This is a genomic window from Streptantibioticus parmotrematis, assembly GCF_019890615.1.
GTDB lineage: Bacteria > Actinomycetota > Actinomycetes > Streptomycetales > Streptomycetaceae > Streptantibioticus_D > Streptantibioticus_D parmotrematis.
The window spans coordinates 216026-236495 of the sequence record NZ_JAINVZ010000003.1; the positions used below are offsets into that span (position 1 = coordinate 216026).

General features: G+C 73.1%; 15 protein-coding genes. 9 read left to right on the forward strand and 6 right to left on the reverse strand.

What is annotated here, in order from left to right; translation table 11 throughout:
- Positions 1-176 precede the first annotated feature (176 nt).
- The gene (gene metH, locus K7472_RS06155) at positions 177-3680 is read right to left on the reverse strand and encodes a methionine synthase (protein ID WP_222974815.1); all 3504 of its coding nucleotides are present in this window, start codon (positions 3678-3680) and stop codon (positions 177-179) included.
- Positions 3681-3989: 309 nt separating this feature from the next.
- On the opposite strand from metH, the gene K7472_RS06160 reads away from it, so the two are divergent.
- The 5 genes from K7472_RS06160 (at position 3990) to K7472_RS06180 (ending at position 10348) form a co-directional block, all read left to right on the forward strand.
- Positions 3990-4757 (forward strand): IclR family transcriptional regulator, encoded by a 768-nt coding sequence (locus tag K7472_RS06160; RefSeq protein WP_222974817.1) that lies wholly within the window; start codon positions 3990-3992, stop codon positions 4755-4757.
- Positions 4758-4966: 209 nt separating this feature from the next.
- Positions 4967-5764 carry an MIP/aquaporin family protein gene (locus tag K7472_RS06165; protein ID WP_222974819.1) on the forward strand — a complete coding sequence of 266 codons (798 nt, stop codon included), beginning with the start codon at positions 4967-4969 and terminating at the stop codon, positions 5762-5764.
- Positions 5765-5819: 55 nt separating this feature from the next.
- On the forward strand, positions 5820-7364 hold the full coding sequence (gene glpK, locus K7472_RS06170; protein ID WP_222974821.1) for a glycerol kinase GlpK: 1545 nt from the start codon (positions 5820-5822) through the stop codon (positions 7362-7364).
- 8 nt (positions 7365-7372) lie between these two features.
- Positions 7373-8980: a glycerol-3-phosphate dehydrogenase/oxidase gene (locus tag K7472_RS06175; protein ID WP_222974823.1), complete on the forward strand. Its 1608-nt coding sequence runs from the start codon at positions 7373-7375 to the stop codon at positions 8978-8980.
- Positions 8981-9196: 216 nt separating this feature from the next.
- A complete protein-coding gene (locus tag K7472_RS06180) occupies positions 9197-10348 on the forward strand; it encodes a PAC2 family protein (RefSeq protein WP_222974825.1) in 1152 nt (383 codons plus the stop codon).
- A gap of 80 nt (positions 10349-10428) precedes the next feature.
- On the opposite strand, the gene mshC is transcribed toward K7472_RS06180, so the two are convergent.
- The 4 genes from mshC to K7472_RS06200 all read right to left on the reverse strand — a co-directional run bounded on the left by mshC (position 10429) and on the right by K7472_RS06200 (position 13999).
- The gene (gene mshC / locus K7472_RS06185; protein ID WP_222974827.1) at positions 10429-11658 is read right to left on the reverse strand and encodes a cysteine--1-D-myo-inosityl 2-amino-2-deoxy-alpha-D-glucopyranoside ligase; all 1230 of its coding nucleotides are present in this window, start codon (positions 11656-11658) and stop codon (positions 10429-10431) included.
- Positions 11659-11777: 119 nt separating this feature from the next.
- Entirely contained in the window at positions 11778-12644 is an 867-nt protein-coding gene (locus K7472_RS06190) for an SCO1664 family protein (RefSeq protein WP_222974829.1), read from the reverse strand.
- A complete protein-coding gene (locus K7472_RS06195) occupies positions 12608-13204 on the reverse strand; it encodes a DUF3090 domain-containing protein (protein ID WP_222974831.1) in 597 nt (198 codons plus the stop codon). The genes K7472_RS06190 and K7472_RS06195 overlap by 37 nt, the downstream gene beginning before the upstream one ends.
- 99 nt (positions 13205-13303) lie before the next feature.
- Positions 13304-13999 (reverse strand): histidine phosphatase family protein, encoded by a 696-nt coding sequence (locus K7472_RS06200; protein ID WP_222974833.1) that lies wholly within the window; start codon positions 13997-13999, stop codon positions 13304-13306.
- A 50-nt stretch (positions 14000-14049) separates the two neighbouring features.
- On the opposite strand from K7472_RS06200, the gene corA reads away from it, so the two are divergent.
- Together corA and K7472_RS33165 are read left to right on the forward strand one after the other, a co-directional pair.
- Complete coding sequence (corA, locus tag K7472_RS06205; protein WP_222974835.1) at positions 14050-15042, forward strand: magnesium/cobalt transporter CorA; 993 nt, start codon at positions 14050-14052, stop codon at positions 15040-15042.
- A 335-nt stretch (positions 15043-15377) separates the two neighbouring features.
- Positions 15378-15983 carry a hypothetical protein gene (locus tag K7472_RS33165; protein ID WP_222974837.1) on the forward strand — a complete coding sequence of 202 codons (606 nt, stop codon included), beginning with the start codon at positions 15378-15380 and terminating at the stop codon, positions 15981-15983.
- 166 nt (positions 15984-16149) lie between these two features.
- On the opposite strand, the gene K7472_RS06215 is transcribed toward K7472_RS33165, so the two are convergent.
- Positions 16150-17199 carry an LLM class F420-dependent oxidoreductase gene (locus tag K7472_RS06215; protein ID WP_222974839.1) on the reverse strand — a complete coding sequence of 350 codons (1050 nt, stop codon included), beginning with the start codon at positions 17197-17199 and terminating at the stop codon, positions 16150-16152.
- A gap of 127 nt (positions 17200-17326) precedes the next feature.
- Here K7472_RS06215 and K7472_RS06220 point away from each other — a divergent pair, with 127 nt between their 5' ends.
- Both K7472_RS06220 and K7472_RS06225 read left to right on the forward strand, forming a co-directional pair.
- Positions 17327-18307, forward strand: coding sequence for an aldo/keto reductase (locus K7472_RS06220; RefSeq protein ID WP_222974840.1), 981 nt, complete (start codon positions 17327-17329; stop codon positions 18305-18307).
- A 22-nt stretch (positions 18308-18329) separates the two neighbouring features.
- Positions 18330-20468: an ATP-binding domain-containing protein gene (locus K7472_RS06225; protein ID WP_222974842.1), complete on the forward strand. Its 2139-nt coding sequence runs from the start codon at positions 18330-18332 to the stop codon at positions 20466-20468.
- Positions 20469-20470 lie beyond the last annotated feature (2 nt).

Below are 20470 nucleotides of genomic sequence, written 5' to 3' on the forward strand. Positions count from 1 at the left end.
GCGGTGAGCGACCGGCCTCCACCGGACCGTCCAGTGTACGTCCGGGGTGGATCATCCGCCCGGCGAGCGCGTGGCCGTACGGGCTCGCCGGGGGAAACACCGGGTGACGCGCCCGTCCGTGCCACCGGAGTGCGGCGCCGCGCGGCACGCCCGCCTTGGCGCAGGCCCGCGGGGCGTCACCTGGCGTTGAAGTACTTCGCCTCCGGGTGGTGGATCACGATGGCGTCCGTGGACTGCTCGGGGTGGAGCTGGAACTCCTCCGACAGCTCGACGCCGATCCGGCCCGGCTCCAGCAGTTCGGCGATCTTCGCCCGGTCCTCCAGGTCGGGGCAGGCGCCGTAGCCCAGCGAGAAGCGGGCACCGCGGTACTTCAGGGCGAACATGTCCTCGACGTCCGCCGGGTCCTCCCCGCCGAAGCCCAGCTCGGCGCGGACCCGGGCGTGCCAGTACTCGGCGAGCGCCTCGGCGAGCTGGACGGACAGGCCGTGCAGCTCCAGGTAGTCGCGGTAGGAGTCGGCGGCGAACAGTTCGTTGGCCGCCTCGGAGACCTTGCTGCCCACGGTGACGACCTGGAAGCCGACCACGTCGGTCTCGCCGGTCTCCTGCGGCCGGAAGAAGTCGGCCAGGCAGAGCCTGCGGCCGCGGCGCTGGCGGGGGAAGGTGAAGCGGACCCGCTCCGAGCCGTCCTCGTGCAGCACGATCAGGTCGTCGCCCTTGGAGACGCAGGGGAAGTAGCCGTAGGTGACGGCGGCCTCCAGCAGGCCTTCCGTCTGGAGCTTGTCGAGCAGTCCGCGCAGCCGGGGGCGGCCCTCGTCCTCCACCAGCTCCTCGTAGGTGGGCCCGCCCGCGCGGGCCTGCTTCAGGCCCCACTGCCCCTTGAACAGGGCGCCCTCGTCCAGCCAGGAGGCGTAGTCCTTGAGCGGGATGCCCTTGACGACCCGGCTGCCCCAGAACGGCGGGGCGGGCACCGGGTTGTCGACGGAGACGTCGGAGCGGACCTGGCCGAGGTTCTCCTGCGGCTCGGTCTCGGGCAGGTCGCGCTTGGGCACCCGGCGGGCCTTGAGCTCGGGCAGGGTGGCGCCGGGCACGCCGCGCTTGACGGCGATGAGCGCGTCCATCAGGCGCAGGCCCTCGAAGGCGTCGCGGGCGTAGCGGACCTCGCCCTCGTAGATCTCGTGCAGGTCCTGCTCGACGTAGGCGCGGGTGAGGGCGGCGCCGCCGAGGATCACGGGGAAGTCGGCGGACAGCCCGCGCTGGTTGAGCTCCTCCAGGTTCTCCTTCATGATCACCGTGGACTTCACCAGCAGCCCGGACATGCCGATCACGTCGGCCCGGTGCTCCTGGGCGGCGTCCAGGATCGCCGAGACGGGCTGCTTGATGCCGAGGTTGACCACGTTGTAGCCGTTGTTGGACAGGATGATGTCGACGAGGTTCTTGCCGATGTCGTGGACGTCGCCGCGGACGGTGGCGAGCACGATGGTGCCCTTGCCGGCCTCGTCGCTCTTCTCCATGTGCGGTTCGAGGTGGGCCACCGCGCTCTTCATCACCTCGGCGGACTGCAGGACGAACGGCAGCTGCATCTGGCCGGAGCCGAACAGCTCGCCGACCACCTTCATGCCTTCCAGCAGCGTGTCGTTGACGATCTCCAGGGCGGGCCGCCCGGCCAGCGCCTCGTCGAGGTCGGCCTCCAGGCCGTTGCGTTCGCCGTCGATGATGCGGCGCTGGAGCCGTTCGTCCAGCGGCAGGGCGGCGAGTTCCTCGGCGCGGCCGGCCTTGACGGACTTGGTGTCGACGCCTTCGAACAGCTCCAGGAACCGCTGCAACGGGTCGTAGCCCTCGCGCCTGCGGTCGTGGATCAGGTCGAGGGCGACCTCGCGCTGCTCCTCGGGGATGCGGGCGACGGGAAGGATCTTGGCGGCGTGCACGATCGCCGAGTCGAGGCCCGCCTCGACGCACTCGTTGAGGAAGACGGAGTTGAGGACCATCCGGGCGGGCGGGTTGAGCCCGAAGGAGACGTTGGACAGGCCCAGGGTGGTCTGCACGTCGGGGTGGCGGCGCTTGAGTTCGCGGATCGCCTCGATGGTGGCGACGGCGTCCTTGCGGGACTCCTCCTGGCCGGTGGCGATGGTGAAGGTCAGGCAGTCGACGATGATGTCGCTCTCGTGCACGCCCCAGTTGCCGGTCAGGTCGGCGATCAGCCGCTCGGCGACGGCGACCTTGTGCTCGGGGGTGCGGGCCTGGCCCTCCTCGTCGATGGTGAGGGCGATCAGGGCGGCGCCGTGCTCGACGGCGAGCGCGGTGACCTTCTGGAAGCGGGATTCGGGGCCGTCGCCGTCCTCGTAGTTGACGGAGTTGATGACGGCGCGCCCGCCCAGCAGCTCCAGCCCGGCCTGCAGGACGGCCGGTTCGGTGGAGTCCAGCACGATCGGCAGGGTGGAGGCGGTCGCCAGGCGCCCGGCGATCTCGCGCATGTCCACGGCGCCGTCGCGGCCCACGTAGTCGACGCACAGGTCGAGCAGGTGGGCGCCTTCGCGGATCTGTTCGCGGGCCATCTCCACGCAGTCGTCCCAGCGGCCCTCCAGCATGGCTTCGCGGAACTTCTTGGAGCCGTTGGCGTTGGTGCGCTCACCGATGGCCAGGTACGAGGTGTCCTGGCGGAACGGCACGGCCTGGTAGAGGGAGGCGGCGCCGGGCTCCGGGCGCGGGGTGCGGGGGGCGACCTCGTGGCCGCGGACCCGCTCGACGACCTGGCGCAGGTGCTCCGGCGTGGTGCCGCAACAGCCGCCGACCAGCGACAGGCCGTACTCGCGCACGAACACCTCCTGGGCGTCGGCGAGTTCGGACGGGGTGAGCGGGTAGTGGGCGCCGTCCTTGCCGAGGACCGGCAGGCCCGCGTTGGGCATGGCGGAGACGCCGATGCGGGCGTGCCGGGCGAGGTGGCGCAGGTGCTCGCTCATCTCGGCGGGGCCGGTGGCGCAGTTGAGGCCGATCAGGTCGATGCCGAGCGGTTCCAGCGCGGTCAGGGCGGCGCCGATCTCGGAGCCGAGCAGCATGGTGCCGGTGGTCTCCACCGTGACCTGGCACAGCAGCGGCAGGTCGACCCCGGCGGCCTTCAGGGCGCGGCGGGCGCCGATGAGGGACGCCTTGGTCTGGAGCAGGTCCTGGGTGGTCTCCACCAGGACGGCGTCCGCGCCGCCGGCGACCAGGCCCTCGACCTCGGTCTGGTAGGCGTCGCGCAGCGCGGTGTACGGGGCGTGGCCGAGGGTGGGCAGCTTGGTGCCGGGGCCGACCGAGCCGAGCACCCAGCGCGGGCGGTCGGGGGTGGCGTGGCGGTCGGCGACCTCGCGGGCGATGCGGGCACCGGCCTCGGACAGCTCGAAGACGCGGTCCGCGATGTCGTACTCGCCGAGGGCGGCGAGGTTGGCGCCGAAGGTGTTGGTCTCGACGCAGTCCACTCCGACGGCGAAGTACTCCTCGTGCACGGCGGCGACGATGTCGGGCCGGGTGATGTTGAGGACCTCGTTGCAGCCTTCGAGGCCCTGGAAGTCGTCGAGGGACGGGTCCTGGGCCTGGAGCATGGTCCCCATCGCGCCGTCGGCCACCACCACGCGGGTGGCGAGCGCCTCACGGAGGGCGGCTGCGCGGGACTGCTGGGCGGTCTGCTGGGACGGCGAGGCCATAGGAACTGCTCCCTGGGATGCGACGGCTGTCGGCTTTGCGCACCCCGCTCGCGGGGTGCGCACCCGGCCAGCCTAGCGGCGTCGGCCCGGGACCACGCAGCGCGTTCCGAGGGATGGGACGCGCCGAGTGGCTGACGCGGTGGCCGGATCCGGAGGGTGGCGGGTGCGGTCCGGGACACGGTTGGCAGACTTTTGCCTACGATGGTGTTCGGCATCGCCCGATGCTGTTCAGCATTGCCGACCGCAAGTGGCTCTGCCCGGACACTGCGGGCGGGTCGAGGACGACGGCGGCACACGGAGGTTGGCCCCATGGCAGGAAGCATCCAGTCGGTCGAGCGCGCGGCCGCGATCCTGCGGCTGCTCGCCGGGGGCGAACGACGGCTGGGGCTGACCGACATCGCGTCCACGCTCGGCCTGGCCAAGGGGACCGCCCACGGCATCCTGCGCACCCTCCAGCAGGAGGGCTTCGTGGAGCAGGACACCGCCTCCGGCCGCTACCAGCTGGGCGCCGAACTGCTGCGCCTGGGCAACAGCTACCTGGACGTCCACGAGCTGCGCGCCCGCGCCCTGGTGTGGACCGACGACCTGGCCCGCTCCAGCGGGGAGAGCGTCTACCTGGGGGTGCTGCACCAGCAGGGGGTGCTGATCGTGCACCACGTCTTCCGGCCCGACGACAGCCGCCAGGTGCTGGAGATCGGCGCGATGCAGCCGCTGCACTGCACGGCGCTGGGCAAGGTGCTGGCCGCGTACGACCCGGTCGCGCACTCCGAGGCGCTGGAGGGCGCGCGGGAGGAGTTCACCCCGCGCACGCTGACGGCCGTGCCGGACTTCGAAGCAGTGCTCGACCTGACCCGCGCCCGGGGCTGGGCGGTGGACCTGGAGGAGACCTGGGACGGGGTGGCCTCGGTCGCGGCGCCCATCCACGACCGGCGGCGGATGCCGGTGGGCGCGGTGGGGATCACCGGCGCGGTGGAGCGGATGTGCGAGAACGGCGAGGTGCGGGCGCGGCTGGTGGCCGCGGTGCGCGACTGCGCCCGGTCGGTCTCCCGCGACCTGGGCGGGGGGCGCTTCCAGTGAGGCACGGTCTGCGCAGGTCGTACGGGATGTCCGTGAGGACCGTTGATAACTGTTTGGGCTCTTCGCCGGGAGCGGTCTCCGCGCCCCTTGACGCCATCCATACCGAGAGTAAAACTTCCGTTCGGCGGTCGACATTGTCGAACACCGGACGGGACCCGGGGTCCGCCACCTTGCTCATCGGATGGGCATGAGAACGTAAGGAGCCCGCTTTGTCCAACGGTCACGTCTTCGTCGGCGAACTCATCGGTACCGCCGTTCTGATTCTTCTCGGTGGTGGCGTGTGCGCCGCCGTCACGCTCAAGCATTCCAAGGCCAAGGACGCCGGATGGGTGGCGATCACCTTCGGGTGGGGCTTCGCCGTCCTGGCCGGCGCCTACATCTCCAACGGCCTGTCCGGCGGACAGCTGAACCCGGCGGTGACCATCGGCGTGGCCATCAAGACCGGCCAGTGGAACCAGGTGCCGGTCTACCTCGGCGGGCAGATCCTGGGCGCGATCATCGGCGCCACCCTGGTGTGGCTCGCCTACTACGGGCAGTTCGCCGCGCACATGACCGACCCGGAGATCGTCGGCGGCACCCAGGCCGACCCGGCGGGCCCGGTCACCCAGGAGGAGGACCGCTCCGGCCAGCCCGGCGGCCCGGTGCTGGGGATCTTCTCCACCGGTCCGGAGATCCGCAACGTCGTCCAGAACCTGGCCACCGAGATCATCGGGACCACCGTGCTGGTGCTCTTCATCCTGACGATGGGCATGACGAAGGGCCTGGCCCTCAACGGCCTCGGCATCCTGCTGGTGGCACTGCTGGTGGTCGGCATCGGCCTGTCGCTGGGCGGCCCGACCGGCTACGCCATCAACCCCGCGCGCGACCTCGGCCCGCGCATCGTCCACGCCCTGCTGCCGCTGCCCAACAAGGGCGGCTCCGACTGGGGCTACGCGTGGATACCGGTGGTGGGTCCGCTGATCGGCGGCGCCGTCGCGGGCGGTATCTACCAGCTCGCGTTCGCCTGATGCCGCATCCGTACGAGACCGACCGCCGCACCCTCACCAGACTTCAGGAGCACCAGTGACCGACACCACCGAAGCCGCCGCCTCCTCGCACGGCACGGGTCCGTTCATCGCGGCCATCGACCAGGGCACCACGTCCTCGCGCTGCATCGTCTTCGACCGCGACGGCCGCATCGTCGCCGTCGACCAGAAGGAGCACGAGCAGATCTTCCCCAAGCCCGGCTGGGTCGAGCACGACGCCGCCGAGATCTGGACCAACGTCCAGGAGGTCGTGGCCGGCGCGCTGGACAAGGCCGGGATCACCACCGCCGACGTCAAGGCACTGGGCATCACCAACCAGCGCGAGACCACCGTGCTGTGGGACAAGGCGACCGGTGAGCCGGTGCACAACGCCATCGTCTGGCAGGACACCCGCACCGACGGCCTGTGCAAGGAGCTGGGCCGCAACGTCGGCCAGGACCGCTTCCGCCGTGAGACCGGCCTGCCGCTGGCGTCGTACTTCGCGGGCCCGAAGATCCGCTGGATGCTCGACAACGTCGAGGGCCTGCGCGAACGCGCCGAGGCCGGCGAGATCCTCTTCGGCACCATGGACAGCTGGGTCATCTGGAACCTGACCGGCGGCGCCCAGGGCGGTGTGCACGTCACCGACGTCACCAACGCCTCGCGCACCCTGCTGATGAACCTGCGCACCCTGGACTGGGACGACAAGATCCTGTCCTCCATGGAGATCCCGGCGGCCGTGCTGCCCGAGATCCGCTCGTCCGCCGAGGTGTACGGCACCGCCAAGGGCGCGCTGGAGGGCGTGCCGGTGGCGTCCGCGCTGGGCGACCAGCAGGCCGCGCTGTTCGGGCAGACCTGCTTCAGCAAGGGCGAGGCCAAGTCGACGTACGGCACCGGCACGTTCCTGCTGCTCAACACCGGTGACGAGCCGGTCAACAGCTACAACGGCCTGCTGACCACGGTCGGTTACCGCATCGGCGACCAGAAGCCGGTCTACGCGCTGGAGGGCTCCATCGCGGTCACCGGTTCGCTGGTGCAGTGGATGCGCGACCAGATGGGCCTGATCAAGTCGGCCGCCGAGATCGAGACGCTGGCGATGTCGGTCGAGGACAACGGCGGCGCCTACTTCGTGCCGGCCTTCTCCGGGCTGTTCGCGCCCTACTGGCGTTCCGACGCGCGCGGTGTCATCGCGGGCCTGACCCGTTACGTCACCAAGGCGCACATCGCCCGCGCCGTGCTGGAGGCGACCGCCTGGCAGACCCGGGAGATCGTCGACGCGATGAACAAGGACTCCGGTGTGGAGCTGACCTCCCTCAAGGTCGACGGCGGCATGACCAGCAACAACCTGCTGATGCAGACCATCGCCGACGCGCTGGACGCGCCGGTGGTGCGGCCGATGGTGGCCGAGACGACCTGTCTGGGCGCCGCCTACGCGGCCGGGCTCGCGGTCGGCTTCTGGCAGGACACCGACGAGCTGCGCGCCAACTGGCGCCGCGCGGCCGAATGGACCCCCCGTATGGACGCGGCCGACCGTGACCGCGAGTACAAGAACTGGCTCAAGGCCGTCGAGCGGACCATGGGCTGGATCGAAGAGGAGCACTGAGTAGAGATATGACCACCCTGCAGAGCGTCCCGGCCCTCGGGACGCATCCGGCCGCCGGTCGCAACGCAAGCCGCAGCGAGACCCGGGATCTCCTGAGCCACGCCACGTACGACCTGCTCGTGATCGGCGGAGGCATCCTGGGCACCTCGGTGGCCTGGCACGCGGCCCAGGCCGGGCTGCGGGTCGCGATGGTGGACGCCGGCGACTTCGCCGGCGCCACCTCGTCCGCGTCCTCCAAGCTGGTCCACGGCGGTCTGCGCTACCTGCAGACCGGCGCGGTCAAGCTGGTCGCGGAGAACCACCACGAGCGGCGGGTGCTGGCCAAGGACGTGGCCCCGCACCTGGTCAACCCGCTCACGTTCTACCTGCCGGTCTACAAGGGCGGCCCGGTCGGCGCCGCCAAGCTGGGCGCCGGTGTCTTCGCCTACTCGGCGCTGTCCGCCTTCGGCGACGGCGTCGGCAAGGTGATATCCCCGGCGAAGGCGCAGGCCGCCAACCCTGGTCTGCGCACCGACAACCTCAAGGCCGTCGCGGTCTACTACGACCACCAGATGAACGACTCGCGGGTGGCCGTCATGACGGTCCGCGCGGCCGTGGAGTCCGGTGCCGTGGTGCTCAACCACGCCGAGGTGACCGGGCTGCGCTTCACCCGCGGCCGGGTCAGCGGCGCGGAGCTGAAGGACCGCGTCGACGGCACCGAGTTCGGCGTCAACGCGCGCGTGGTGCTCAACGCCACCGGCCCCTGGGTCGACCACCTGCGCAAGCTGGAGGACAGCGGCGCCGACCCGTCGATCCGCCTGTCCAAGGGCGCGCACATCGTGATGAAGCGCAAGTCGCCATGGAAGGCCGCCATGGCCACCCCGATCGACAAGTACCGCATCACCTTCGCCCTGCCGTGGGAGGACCAGCTGCTGCTGGGCACCACCGACGAGATGTACGAGGGCGACCCGGCGGACGTGCGGGCCACCGAGTCCGACATCCAGCAGATCCTGGACGAGGCGGCGTTCTCCATCCGGGACGCCGACCTGGACCGGTCCTTGATGACCTACGCCTTCGCGGGCCTGCGGGTGTTGCCCGGCGGCCCCGGTGACGTGGCGCAGGCCAAGCGCGAGACGGTGGTGACCGAGGGCCGCGGCGGGATGCTGTCGGTGGCCGGCGGCAAGTGGACCACCTACCGGCACATCGGCCGCACGGTGATGCGCAAGCTCGCCGAGCTGCCCGGTCATCCGCTGGGCGAGGACATGCAGCCGATCGGCGACCTGGTGCGCCGGGTGCCGCTGCCGGGCGTCGCCAACCCCAACGCGGTCGCCCACCGGCTGCTGGTGGACCGCGACCCGGGCACCCGCATCGACCCGCTGACGGCCCGTCATCTCGCCACGCACTACGGCGCGTTGTCGTTCGACATCGCCCGGCTGGTGAACGAGGACCCGGCCCTGGGCGAGCGCGTCCACCCGGACGGCCCGGAGATCTGGGCGCAGGTCGTCTACGCCCGCGACCACGAGTGGGCCGAGACGGTCGACGACGTGCTGCGCCGCCGCACCACGCTGACCGTCCGCGGTCTGGACACCGACGAGGTGCGCGACCGGGTGGGCAAGCTGCTGGCCGAGCGCGACTGACGGACAGGCCGCGTTCCGCGCGGGACGGCCGGGCACGGGGACCTCCCGCCGCCCGGTCGTTCGCGTCCGCGGGGACGACCGGGTCCCGCCCCGGGTCTGCGGACTCGCGCGGCGAAAGCCGTAGGCTGGTGGCGCACTGAAGTCGTCGCCGCCCGTGCCGTGGGCGGCGCAGCGGTTCGCGGCGGACGCTCCGCCGAGGACGGAAGGAGGCACTGGGTGATCGAGCTCTCGGGGGTACCCGAGCTGATCGACCCGGTCATGGTGGCCGCGTTCGAAGGCTGGAACGACGCCGGGGACGCCGCGTCCAGCGCGGTCGCCCACCTGGACCGGGAGTGGAAGGGAGAGGTCTTCGCGGCGCTCGACGCCGAGGACTACTACGACTTCCAGGTCAACCGGCCCACGGTATGGCTGGACAACGGGACCCGGAAGATCACCTGGCCCACCACCCGGCTGTCCGTGGTCCGTGTCCCCGGCCCCTCCCCGCGCGACCTGGTCCTGGTCCGGGGCATAGAGCCCAGCATGCGCTGGCGGTCGTTCTGCAACGAACTGCTGGGCTTCGCCCACGAGTTGGGCGTCGAGATGGTGGTGGTCCTGGGCGCGCTGCTCGGCGACACCCCGCACACCCGGCCGGTCCCGGTCACCGGCGTCACCTCCGACCCGGACCTCGCCCGCACCCTCAGCCTGGAGGAGTCGCGCTACGAGGGCCCCACCGGCATCGTCGGCATCCTCCAGGAGGCCTGCACGCACGCGGGCATCCCCACCGTCAGCCTGTGGGCCGCGGTGCCGCACTACGTGTCGCAGCCGCCCAACCCCAAGGCGACGCTGGCACTGCTCAACCGGCTGGAGGACCTGATCGACCTGCGGGTGCCCACCGGTGAACTCCCCGAGGACGCCCGCGCCTGGCAGCTGGGCGTGGACCAACTCGCCGCCGAGGACAGCGAGGTGGCGGAGTACGTGCAGACGCTGGAGGAGGCACGGGACACCGCGGAGCTCCCGGAGGCGTCGGGCGAGGCCATCGCCCGGGAGTTCGAGCGCTATCTGCGCCGCCGCGACGGCCAGCCCGGCGGCCAGGGCACCTCGCACGCCACCGAGACCGGCGACCTGGGCGGCCCCGGCCCGTTCCGGCGCGGCACCACCGGCCAGGGCGGCCCGCTCCCCCGGGACCGGGAGGACCGCGAGGACCGCGACGAGGGCGAGCGCGACGACCGGGCCGAGGGCGACCGCGAAGGGGACGGGCGCGAGGGAGGCGGGCGTGAGGGCGGCGGCCAGGACGAATCCGCCCCCGGCGGCTCCTCCGGCTCTGGCTCCGACGCCGACGACTCCGGCTCCGGCTCCGGTGACGCGGCGGACGGTCCCGGCGAGGACTGACGCACCGACGCATGAACGAGGGCGGTCCCGGCCATCACCGGCCGGGACCGCCCTCGTGCGTGTACGCGGAGCGCGTAGTGCTACAGCGCGACGCCCAGCAGCGCGTCCACCGCCCGCGAGACCAGACCGGGCGCGCCCGTGTCCGTGCCGCCCTCGGCGTCCTGCCGCGCCACCCACGCGTCGACAGCGGCGAGCGCGGCCGGCGCGTTCAGGTCGTCGGCGAGCGCCGCGCGGACCTGCTCCACCAGCGCCTCGGCCGCCGGGCCGTCCGGCCGGGAGACGGCGGCGCGCCAGCGGCCGAGCCGGGCGACCGCCTCGTCCAGCACCGCGTCGGTCCAGTCCCAGTCGGTGCGGTAGTGACGGGACAGCAGGGCGAGGCGTATGGCTGCCGGGTCGACGCCGTCCTGCCGCAGGCGTGAGACGAAGACCAGGTTGCCCTTGGACTTCGACATCTTCTCGCCGTCGAGACCGACCATGCCGGCGTGCACGTACGCCTTGGCCATCGGGAACTCGCCGGTGAGCACCTGCGCGTGCGAGGCGCCCATCTCGTGGTGCGGGAAGGCCAGGTCGGAGCCGCCGCCCTGGACGTCGAAGCCCATCCCGAGGTGGTCCAGCGCGATGGCGACGCACTCGATGTGCCAGCCGGGCCTGCCGGGGCCCAGCGAGCCGCCGTCCCAGCTGGGCTCGCCGTCGCGGGCGGCCATCCACAGCATGGGGTCCAGCGGGTTCTTCTTGCCCGGGCGGTCCGGGTCGCCGCCGCGCTCGGCGGACAGGTGGCGCATGGTCGCGGCGTCGAGCCCCGAGACACCGCCGAAATGCGGGTCGGAATCGACGGAGAAGTAGATGTCGCCGTCGAGTTCGTAGGCGGCGCCCTGCTCGCGCAGCCGCTCCACCAGGGGGACGATCCCGGGTATCGCCTCGACCGCGCCGATGTAGTGACGCGGCGGCAGCAACCGCAGGGCCGTCATGTCCTCGCGGAACAGGGCGGTTTCACGTTCCGCCAGCTCGGTCCAGTCGACACCGGTGGCGACGGCGCGCTCCAGCAGCGGGTCGTCCACGTCGGTGACGTTCTGTACGTAGTGGACCTGCCGCTTCGTGTCGAGCCACACGCGCTGCACCAGGTCGAACGCGGTGTAGGTGGCCGCGTGCCCCATGTGGGTGGCGTCGTAGGGGGTGATGCCGCATACGTAGATGCGGGCGACGGGACCGGGGTCCAGGGTGACCGTACCGCCGGTCGCGGTGTCGTGGAGGCGGAGTTCGTGTCCCCTGCCCGGCAGGGCGGGGACCTCCGAAGCGGGCCAGGCATGCATGCCCCGAGCCTAACCGGACGAACGTTCCCGCTACGACCCGGGACGGCTCGGGTTGGCCGGTTGGGCGCTCTTGCCGGAACCCGTCCCGACGTGCATACGGGCGCGGGGCACGGCCCGGGTCACACCGGGGGCCACGGGATGGCGGGCCAGCCGCCACCGGGCTCGGGATGGCGTCCGGAGGCCAGCAGGGCGGCCATCCTGGCCCGCAGGGCGTCGGTCTCGGCGGGGGTGAGCAGTCCGGCCAGCCGGGCGCCCAGATCGCCGTCCAGCGCGGCGCTCAGGTCCCGCAGCGCGGTCCGCGCCTCCTCGGTCAGCGGATCGCCCGCCCAGCCCCACAGCAGCGTGCGCAGCTTGTCCTCGGTGTGGAAGGTCACCCCGTGGTCGATGCCGTAGAGCCTGCCGTCGGCGGTCGGCAGCAGGTGGCCGCCCTTGCGGTCGGCGTTGTTGATCACGGCGTCCAGCACCGCCAGCCGCCGCAGCCGCTCGTCGTCGGCGTGCACCAGCAGCGCGGTGTGGCCCTCGGCGACCTCCGCCTCGACCACGGCCTTCCAGCCCGCGCCCGGCTCGTCGTCCTCCACGAGGGCCAGCAGGGCGGTGTCGGGGTCGGCCTCGATCCACAGCTGGCACATGCCCTCGCCGTACGGCCCGTCGCGCAGCACGGTCGGCGGCACCAGGTCCCATCCGGTGGCCTCGGAGACCAGGTAGGCGGCGACCTCGCGGGCGGCCAGGGTGCCGTCGGGGAAGTCCCACAGCGGCCGCTCGCCGGCGACCGGCTTGTAGACGCAGGTGGCCTCACGGCCGTCGAGGGCGACCACGCAGTACAGGACGGCGTTGGACGCCTCGCGCAGCCTGCCGCGCACCGTCAGCTCGCCGCGGGTGAGCAGATCGACGTCGGCGGCGCCGTCCGGGGACGCCACGGGGGCCGCGTGCGACGGCGTCGCGGTGGGCGTCAGCCCGCCCTGCGGTACCCGTTCTGACGCGGGCATACGTGTCCTTCCGGGTCCAGGGGCAGGCTGCACAGCGGGCAGGGCGGACGGCCTGCCGAGACCACCTCCAGCGCCCGCTTGGCGAACGACCTGGCCTGCGGGCCGGTGAGCCGCACGCGCAGCATCGGGGGGCCGTTCTCCTCGTCCTGGAGCAGCATCTCCTCGGCCGCCTCCAGATCGTCGGACGACATCTCGTCGGTGTCCAGTTCGACCAGGGCCTGTGCCTCGAGGATCATCCGCTCGGCCGTGGTGTCCCAGGCCAGCGCCATGGTGCCGACCCGGAACTCCTCCTCGACGGGGGTGTCGAGCGGCGCGGCGTCGGCGAGCTCCGAGGGGGCCACCGCGGGCACCGAGGTGCTGCCGCCGCTGCGGCGCACCACCTCGTCGAGGAGTTCGTCGACCCGTTCGGCGAGCGCCTCCACCTGGCTCTTCTCCAGCGCCACGCTGGTGGTGCGACCGGCGGCGGTGGCCTGCAGGAAGAAGGTGCGCTGACCGGGCTGCCCGACCGTGCCGGCCACGAACCGGTCCGGCTGCTCGTAGAAGAACACCTGACGGGGCACGTTCGCTCCGTTTGCTCGACTGGACGGTTTGTACTCAGTGCGTACGGCCGCGCATGGGGTCGCGTGGAATCCGTTGCACCACCCTACTGCGCTCGGGGATCACGGTGCGCCCGTGGCTCCGCCGACCACCGCGTCGTGGTCCGCGCCCTGCGCCGGGCGGGGCACCAGGCCGCCGAACTCGCCGGTGTCGCCCAGCCGCACCAGGTACGGGCGCATCGGGGTGTAGCGGATGGCGGTCACCGAGCAGGGCTCGACGGACAGCCGCTGGAAGAGGTCCAGGTGCATCCCGAGCGCGTCGGCGGCGACCGACTTGATGATGTCGCCGTGCGAGCAGGCCAGGTAGACCGCGTCGGGCCCGTGCTCACGCTCGATCCGCTCGTTCCAGTCGCGTATCGCCTCCACCGCGCGGTGCTGCATGGCGCGCACCGACTCGCCGTCCTCGCCGGGGAAGACGGCCGCGGAGGGGTGGCGCTGGACGGTCTGCCACAGCGGCTCGTCCGCCAGCTCGGCGAGCTTGCGGCCGGTCCAGTCGCCGTAGCGGCACTCCCCCAGCCGGTCGTCGGTGTACGAGGGCAGCTCGGGGCGGGCGGCCAGCAGCGGGGCCAGGGTCTCCCGGCAGCGCTGCAGCGGGCTGCTGACGACGGCGGAGACCGGCAGCCCGGCGAGGCGTCCGGCCAGGGCGGCGGCCTGGGCGGCGCCGTGCTCGTCCAGGGCGACACCCGGGCTCCAGCCGGCGAGCACCCCGTCCGCGTTGGCGGTGGACCGGCCGTGCCGGACCAGGATGACAGTGGGCATGGTCACGAGCGTACGGCGCGGCTAGGACTTCCCCGAAGGCGGCGGGCACAATGTCCGGCGTGATCGTGGACTGCGCCATCTACAAGGGCGGGCACCGTACCCCGGGTCCCGCCGACTTCTCCGACGCCCTCGCCGAGGCCCGCAGGGACGGCGACGCGTTCCTGTGGATCGGACTGCACGAGCCCACACCGGAGGAGTTCTCCCTGGTGTCCGGGGAGTTCGGGCTGCACCCGCTGGCGGTGGAGGACGCCCTCAGCGCGCACCAGCGGCCCAAGCTGGAGGTCTACGACGACTCGCTGTTCCTGGTGCTCAAGCCGTGCACGTACGACGACGCGACCTCCAGCGTCTCCACGGAGGAGCTGATGGTCTTCGTCGGCGACTCGTTCGTGGTGACGGTGCGGCACGGCGAGGGGCAGGCGCTGGCGGAGGTGCGCAGGCGCCTGGAGGAGGCCCCGAAGGTGCTGGCGCACGGCCCCTGCGCGGTGCTGTACGCGGTCAGCGACGCCACCGTGGACCACTACATCGACGTGGCCGCCGAGTTGCAGGTGGACCTCGACCAGCTGGAGGAGGAGGTCTTCGCGCCGGACGGCGCCGACGCGAAGAACACCGCGGGCCGGGTCTACGGCTTCAAGCGGCAGGTGCTGGAGTTCCGCCGGGCGACGCAGCCGCTGGTCGAGCCCATGCGGCGGCTCGCGGAGGCGGGCGTGCCGTACGTCAGCCCGCGCAGCAGGCCGTTCTTCCGCGACGTCAGCGACCACCTCACCCGCGTCACCGAGCAGGTGGAGGGCCTCGACCGGCTGCTGACCGACATACTCGGCGCCCATCTGACGCAGGTGGGCGTGCGGCAGAACGACGACATGCGCAAGATCTCCGCGTGGGCGGCGATCGCGGCGGTGCCGACGCTCATCGCCGGCGTGTACGGCATGAACTTCGACCACATGCCGGAGCTGCACACCCGCTACGGCTATCCGGCGGTGCTGGTCGCCATGCTCGCGGTGTGCGCGGTGCTCTACCGGTTCTTCCGCAAGCGCGACTGGCTGTAGCGGCCGTCCGCCGCCGTTCGCGGCCCGTCGCCCACGAGCCCGTATCGAACGCGTAACCCTTCGGCCGCCGCGGCGTTGAAGGGGTGTCGGCCGTGGCGGGGAAGACCCCCCGAGCCCCCACCACGGCCGCAGAAACGTCACGACGTGGTGCGACGCGCGCCCGCCCCGGTGCCGCCCGCCGTCGTGTCCGGGCCGTCCCGATGTGCCCGTCGCTGCCGTCCGTCGCCGGTTCCCGCCCTTTCACCGCAGTTCTCCCCCCGTGCCGGTCGGTATGGCTGGGTAAGGTGCCAAAGGGCAGTGGGACACCAGGGGACGGGATCGCGAAGCAGGTGGACATGTTCAGCAAGGCGGCCAGGAGTCGTCCGGGGACGGGACGTCTGGGACCTGCCGGGTCCGACTGGTCGTCGTACCCCCGTCTCGAGGACGCCGCCCGGGCCTACTTCCTGCACGCGGACGTCGCGTTGGAGGCGGTCGGCGGGGTGCTGGGCCGCCGCAAGGTGCGCGGCTTCACCCTGGAGCGGGTGGTGGACCTGACGGAGGCGGGCGCGTCGGTGTGGCAGGAGGCGGCGGTGTGCGACGGCCGCCGGCTCATCCTGTGGCACAGCGAGGAGCTGGCCGACGAGGCGGCACCCGGGGGCACGGTGCTGGACTCCTCGATCCAGGTGCTGCCGCTGGGCGCGATCGGCCACGTGGGGATGCGCACGCTGGTGGGGCGCGACGAGCGCGGCGCCCGGGTGGACCGCGGGGTCTACCTGGTCCTCGCGACCGCCACGCCGCACGAGTTGAGCGCCGTGCAGACCGATCCGGACTCCCCGGTCGCCTCGGCCCGGCTGCGCCCCGAGGCGTTCCGCTTCAGCAAGTCGCTGGAGGACGGCGGCCCGGGGCAGATAGCCCGTCTGATCGACTTCGGCCGCCTGCTGGGACGGCTCGTACCGCACTGACAGCTGTGACGCCCGGGCCGCACTGACGGGCGTACGCCCCGGGCCGCACTGACAGGCGTGACGCCGGGCCCGCACTGACGTGCCGTCAATCGCGGGCCCGGCGGCGGACGTCGGACGTCGGCCGCCGGGCGGGGCGTTCAGCGGGGGCCGGCCCCCGGCGCGCGGGTCACGCCAGGCCGGCGTGCTCCGCGGCCTCGACGCCGGCGCGCAGGGCGGCCAGCCGCTCGTCCAGGGTGAAGCCCGCCGGGGTCAGGGTCAGCGTGGTGACGCCCGCCTCGGCGTAGGCGCGCATGCGGTCGGCGATGCGCTCCACGCCGCCGAGCAGGCAGGTGGAGTCGATCAGGTCGCGCGGCACGGCCGCGGCGGCGCCGTCCTTGTCGCCCGCCAGGTACTTGTCCTGGATCTCGGCGGCCTCCTTCTCGTATCCCATGCGCTGGGCGAGCCGGTTGTAGAAGTTCTGCTTGCGGCTGCCCATGCCGCCGACGTACAGCGCGGTGTACGGGCGGAAGAGGTCGGCCAGCGCGTCCACGTCGTCGCCGAGCGCGATCGGCAGCGTCGGGCAGACGTCGAAGCCGTCCATGGTCTTGCCCGCCTTCTCGCGGCCCGCGCGGACCGGGGCGATGGCGGTCTCCTCCAGGTGCTCGGCGGAGGGGAAGATCAGCAGCGCGCCGTCGGCGATCTCGCCGGTCTGCTCCAGGTTCTTCGGACCGATGGCGGCGATGTACAGCGGGATGTACTCGCGCACCGGGTGCACCGTCAGCTTCAGCGGCTTGCCAGGGCCGCCGGGCAGCGGCAGCGTCCAGTGCTCGCCCTCGTGCGACAGGCGCTCGCGGGACATCGCCTTGCGGACGATCTCCACGTACTCGCGGGTGCGCGCCAGCGGCTTGTCGAACTTCACGCCGTACCAGCCCTCGGACACCTGCGGGCCGGAGACGCCGAGGCCCAGCCGGAACCGGCCGCCGGAGAGGGTGTCCAGCGTGGCCGCGGTCATCGCGGTCATCGCCGGGGTGCGCGCCGGGATCTGGAAGATCGCCGAGCCGACGTCGATGCGCTCGGTCTGGGCCGCGACCCACGACAGCACGGTCGCCGCGTCGGAGCCGTAGGCCTCGGCGGCCCAGCAGACCGCGTAGCCGAGCCGGTCCGCCTCGCGCGCGACCGCGAGGTTGTCCGCGTCCATTCCGGCACCCCAGTAGCCGAGGTTGATGCCGAGCCGCATAACGGTCTCCCTACTGAACAGTAACGTCGTCGTCCTTCCGGACTGTAGCGCGGTCCGGCGTCTTCCACGCCTGTCAGGTGTGCCACACCGCGCCACGGCGGGCCGTTGGCCAGTAATGTCACCGGGCATGGAGCAAAGGCATCTCGGCCGTACGGGGTTGCGCGTCTCGCGACTGGGGTTGGGCACTTTGACGTGGGGCCGGGACACCGGCGAACGCGACGCCGCGGACCAGCTGAAGACCTTCTGGGAAGCGGGCGGCAGCCTGGTCGACACCGCTGATGTGTACGCGGACGGCGGCGCCGAGTACCTGCTGGGGCGGCTCCTGGAGAACCTCGTGCCGCGCTCCGACCTGGTGATCGCCACCAAGGCGGGCAGCGTCCCGCACCCCGACCGGCGCTTCGACTGCTCGCGCGGCCATCTGCTGTCCGCGCTGGACGCCTCGTTGCGGCGGCTGGGCACCGACCACGTGGACCTGTGGCAGGTGCACGCCTTCGACGCCGGGACGCCGCTGGACGAGACGCTCCAGGCGCTGGACATCGCGGTCTCCACCGGACGCGCCCGCTACGCCGGGGTGTCGAACTTCTCCGGCTGGCAGCTGGCCAAGGCCGCCACCTGGCAGCTCGCCGGGATCGGCCGGACCCCGCTGGCCTCGATACAGATGGAGTACTCCCTGCTGCAACGCGGCGTGGAACGCGAGGTGCTGCCCGCCGCGCGCGACCTGGGGGTGGGCCTGCTGCCCTCCTCGCCGCTGGGGCGCGGGGTGCTGACGGCCAAGTACCGCGACGGCATCCCGCAGGACTCCCGGGGCGCCTCGGAACACCTCGCGCCGTTCGTCGCGCCCTACCTGGACGACGCCGCCGGGCACATCGTCGACGCGGTGGTGACGGCCGCCGACGGGCTCGCGGTCTCCCCGCTCCAGGTGGCGCTGGCGTGGGTGCGCGACCGGCCCGGCGTGACCGCGCCGGTGCTCGGCGCGCGCGACGCGCGGCAGCTCGGCGAGGCGTTGTCAGTGGAGGCCCTTACGCTTCCGGAAGAGATCAACCAGGCGCTGGACGACGTGTCGGCGCCCGTGCACCGGTATCCGGACGACGGCTGGAGCACGCTGTGAGTGAGGCAGGCGAGGAAGCGCGATGAGCACGGACGGGACGGACGGGACACCGGCGGAGCGGCCGCCCGAGCGGGCGGAGCCGACCGGGCGGGAGTCCGCCGGGGCCGGCGCGGGGGCGTCGGGCGCCTCGCCCGAGCTCGCGCGGCTCGCGGCGGCCGTGAAGGCCATCGAGCGACGCGAACCGGCCGACGGGCCCCCCGCCGCGTCGGCGCCGCCCCGGCCGCGTGCCGAGGCACCCGCGCCCGCCCCGGCGACGCCGCCGCCCGCCGCGGCCCCCGCCGCCGTGCCCGCGCCCTCCACTCCGCTGCCGCAGGAGCCGTCGGCCGCCGCGCGGGCGGTGCTGGCGCGGGGCGGTGCGCCGGAGACACTGGCCGAACCCGCCGTGGAGGCCCTCGGCGAGCGCGCCGGGGAGCTGCTCGCCGAGGACCCCTGGCTGGTGCTCTCCCTCGCGGGGGTGCGCCCCGACCAGGCGGACGGCTTCGCCCGCGCGCTGCTCGGCGACGCCTGCGGCCCCGGCGACGAGCGGCGCGGCCGGGCCGTCACCGGCTGGCTGATGCACCGCGCCGCGGACGCCGGGCACACCGCGCTGGAGTGGTCCGTGCTGCTGGAGGCGCTGCGCGGGCAGTCGGTGCCGGACGCGGAGGACGCGTTGCGCAGGGCGGTCGAGGAGGGCCAGGTGATGGTCTTCCAGGACGAGCCGGAGGGCGAGGGACGTGGCCCCGCGTCCGACGACGAGGACGCACCGGTCACCGTGCTGCTGGCGCTCGACCGGTACGCGCTGGCCGAGGAGAGCCTCGCGGACGGCCTCGTACGACTGCTGAACACGTTCGAGACCGAATCGGACGAACAGGCCGACGCGGAAAGGCCGTTGGGCACCGAGGACGGGACGGACGCGGCCGAGGATGACGCCGCGGCGGACGACGACGGCGCCGAAGCAGACCCCGTCGCCGTGCGCGTACGGGCGGACTGGGCCGCGATCGAGGCCGCCGCGCCCTCGCCGTCGGCCGCCGCGCTGGTCCGGGCCGTCGCCGGGAGCGGCCTGGTGACCCACAGCGGGGGCGAAGCGGCCCGCGCCGAGCCTGCCGCCCTCGTCGCGGCGGCCCGGGCGGCCGGGCTGCGGGCCTTCGCGGCGGCGCACACCGAGGACGGCAGGCGGCGACTGGCCGAACTGCTCGGCGCCGGGGCCGAGGGCGCCGCGGTCACCGTCGACGGCCTGCTCTCCGGCGCCGAGGGCCCCGGACGCGGCCACGACGGCGCGCTCGAACTCGACCTGCTCGCCGTGCTCGACGCCCCGCAGCTGGACGTCGAACGCGCGGCGACGCTGGTCGAGGCGGTGCCGGACGGCGCGCGGCTGGTCCTCGGCGGCGATCCCGCGGTGCTGTGGTCGGCGGGCCCAGGACGCGCGTTCGCCGACCTGCTGGCGGCGAAGGTGTGCCCGCAGGTCGTCTCCCGCACCCCGGACCCGGGCCCGGTCGGTGATCTGGTGTCCGGCATCGCGATCGGCGAGCTGGAACCGGTGGAGGCGCCTGGCAAGGAGGTCGTGATCGTACCGGTGCGCGAACCGGCCGAGGCGGTGCACCGCACCGTGCAGTTGATGGCCGATTCCGTGCCCCGGGCCATCGGCGTCCCGGTGGAGCGGACCCAGGTCGTCACCCCCGGCCACGGCGGTCCCGCGGGCACGCGGGCACTCAACGCGGCGCTCAAGGAACGGCTGAATCCCGGCCCCGGCCGGTTCGCCGGGTTCGACCCCGGGGACCGGGTGGTGTACGCGCCGGGGCCCGGCCGGGCGGTGTCGGGCACCGTGGTCTCCGGTGACGCCGAGGGCCTGCGCCTGGACTGCGGGGGCACGGCGGTCGTGGTGCCGCCGGAGCGGGTGCGCGCCGCGCTGCGGCACGGCTGGGCGATCACCGCCCATCAGGCGGTCGGTACGTGCTGGCCCGCGGTGGTCGTGGTGCTGCCGGGCGACGCCGCGTCGTCGCTGACCCGGGGCTGGGTCTACACGGCGTTCAGCCGCGCCCAGCGTCATCTGTCCGTCGTCCAGGGCGTCGACCAGGCCCTGGCGCGGGCGGTACGGGAGGTTCCGGCGAAGGAGCGCACGACCCGGCTGCGGGCCGTCCTGCGCGAGCAGACGGCGGACGCCGAGCCGGTCCCGCAGGCCTGACG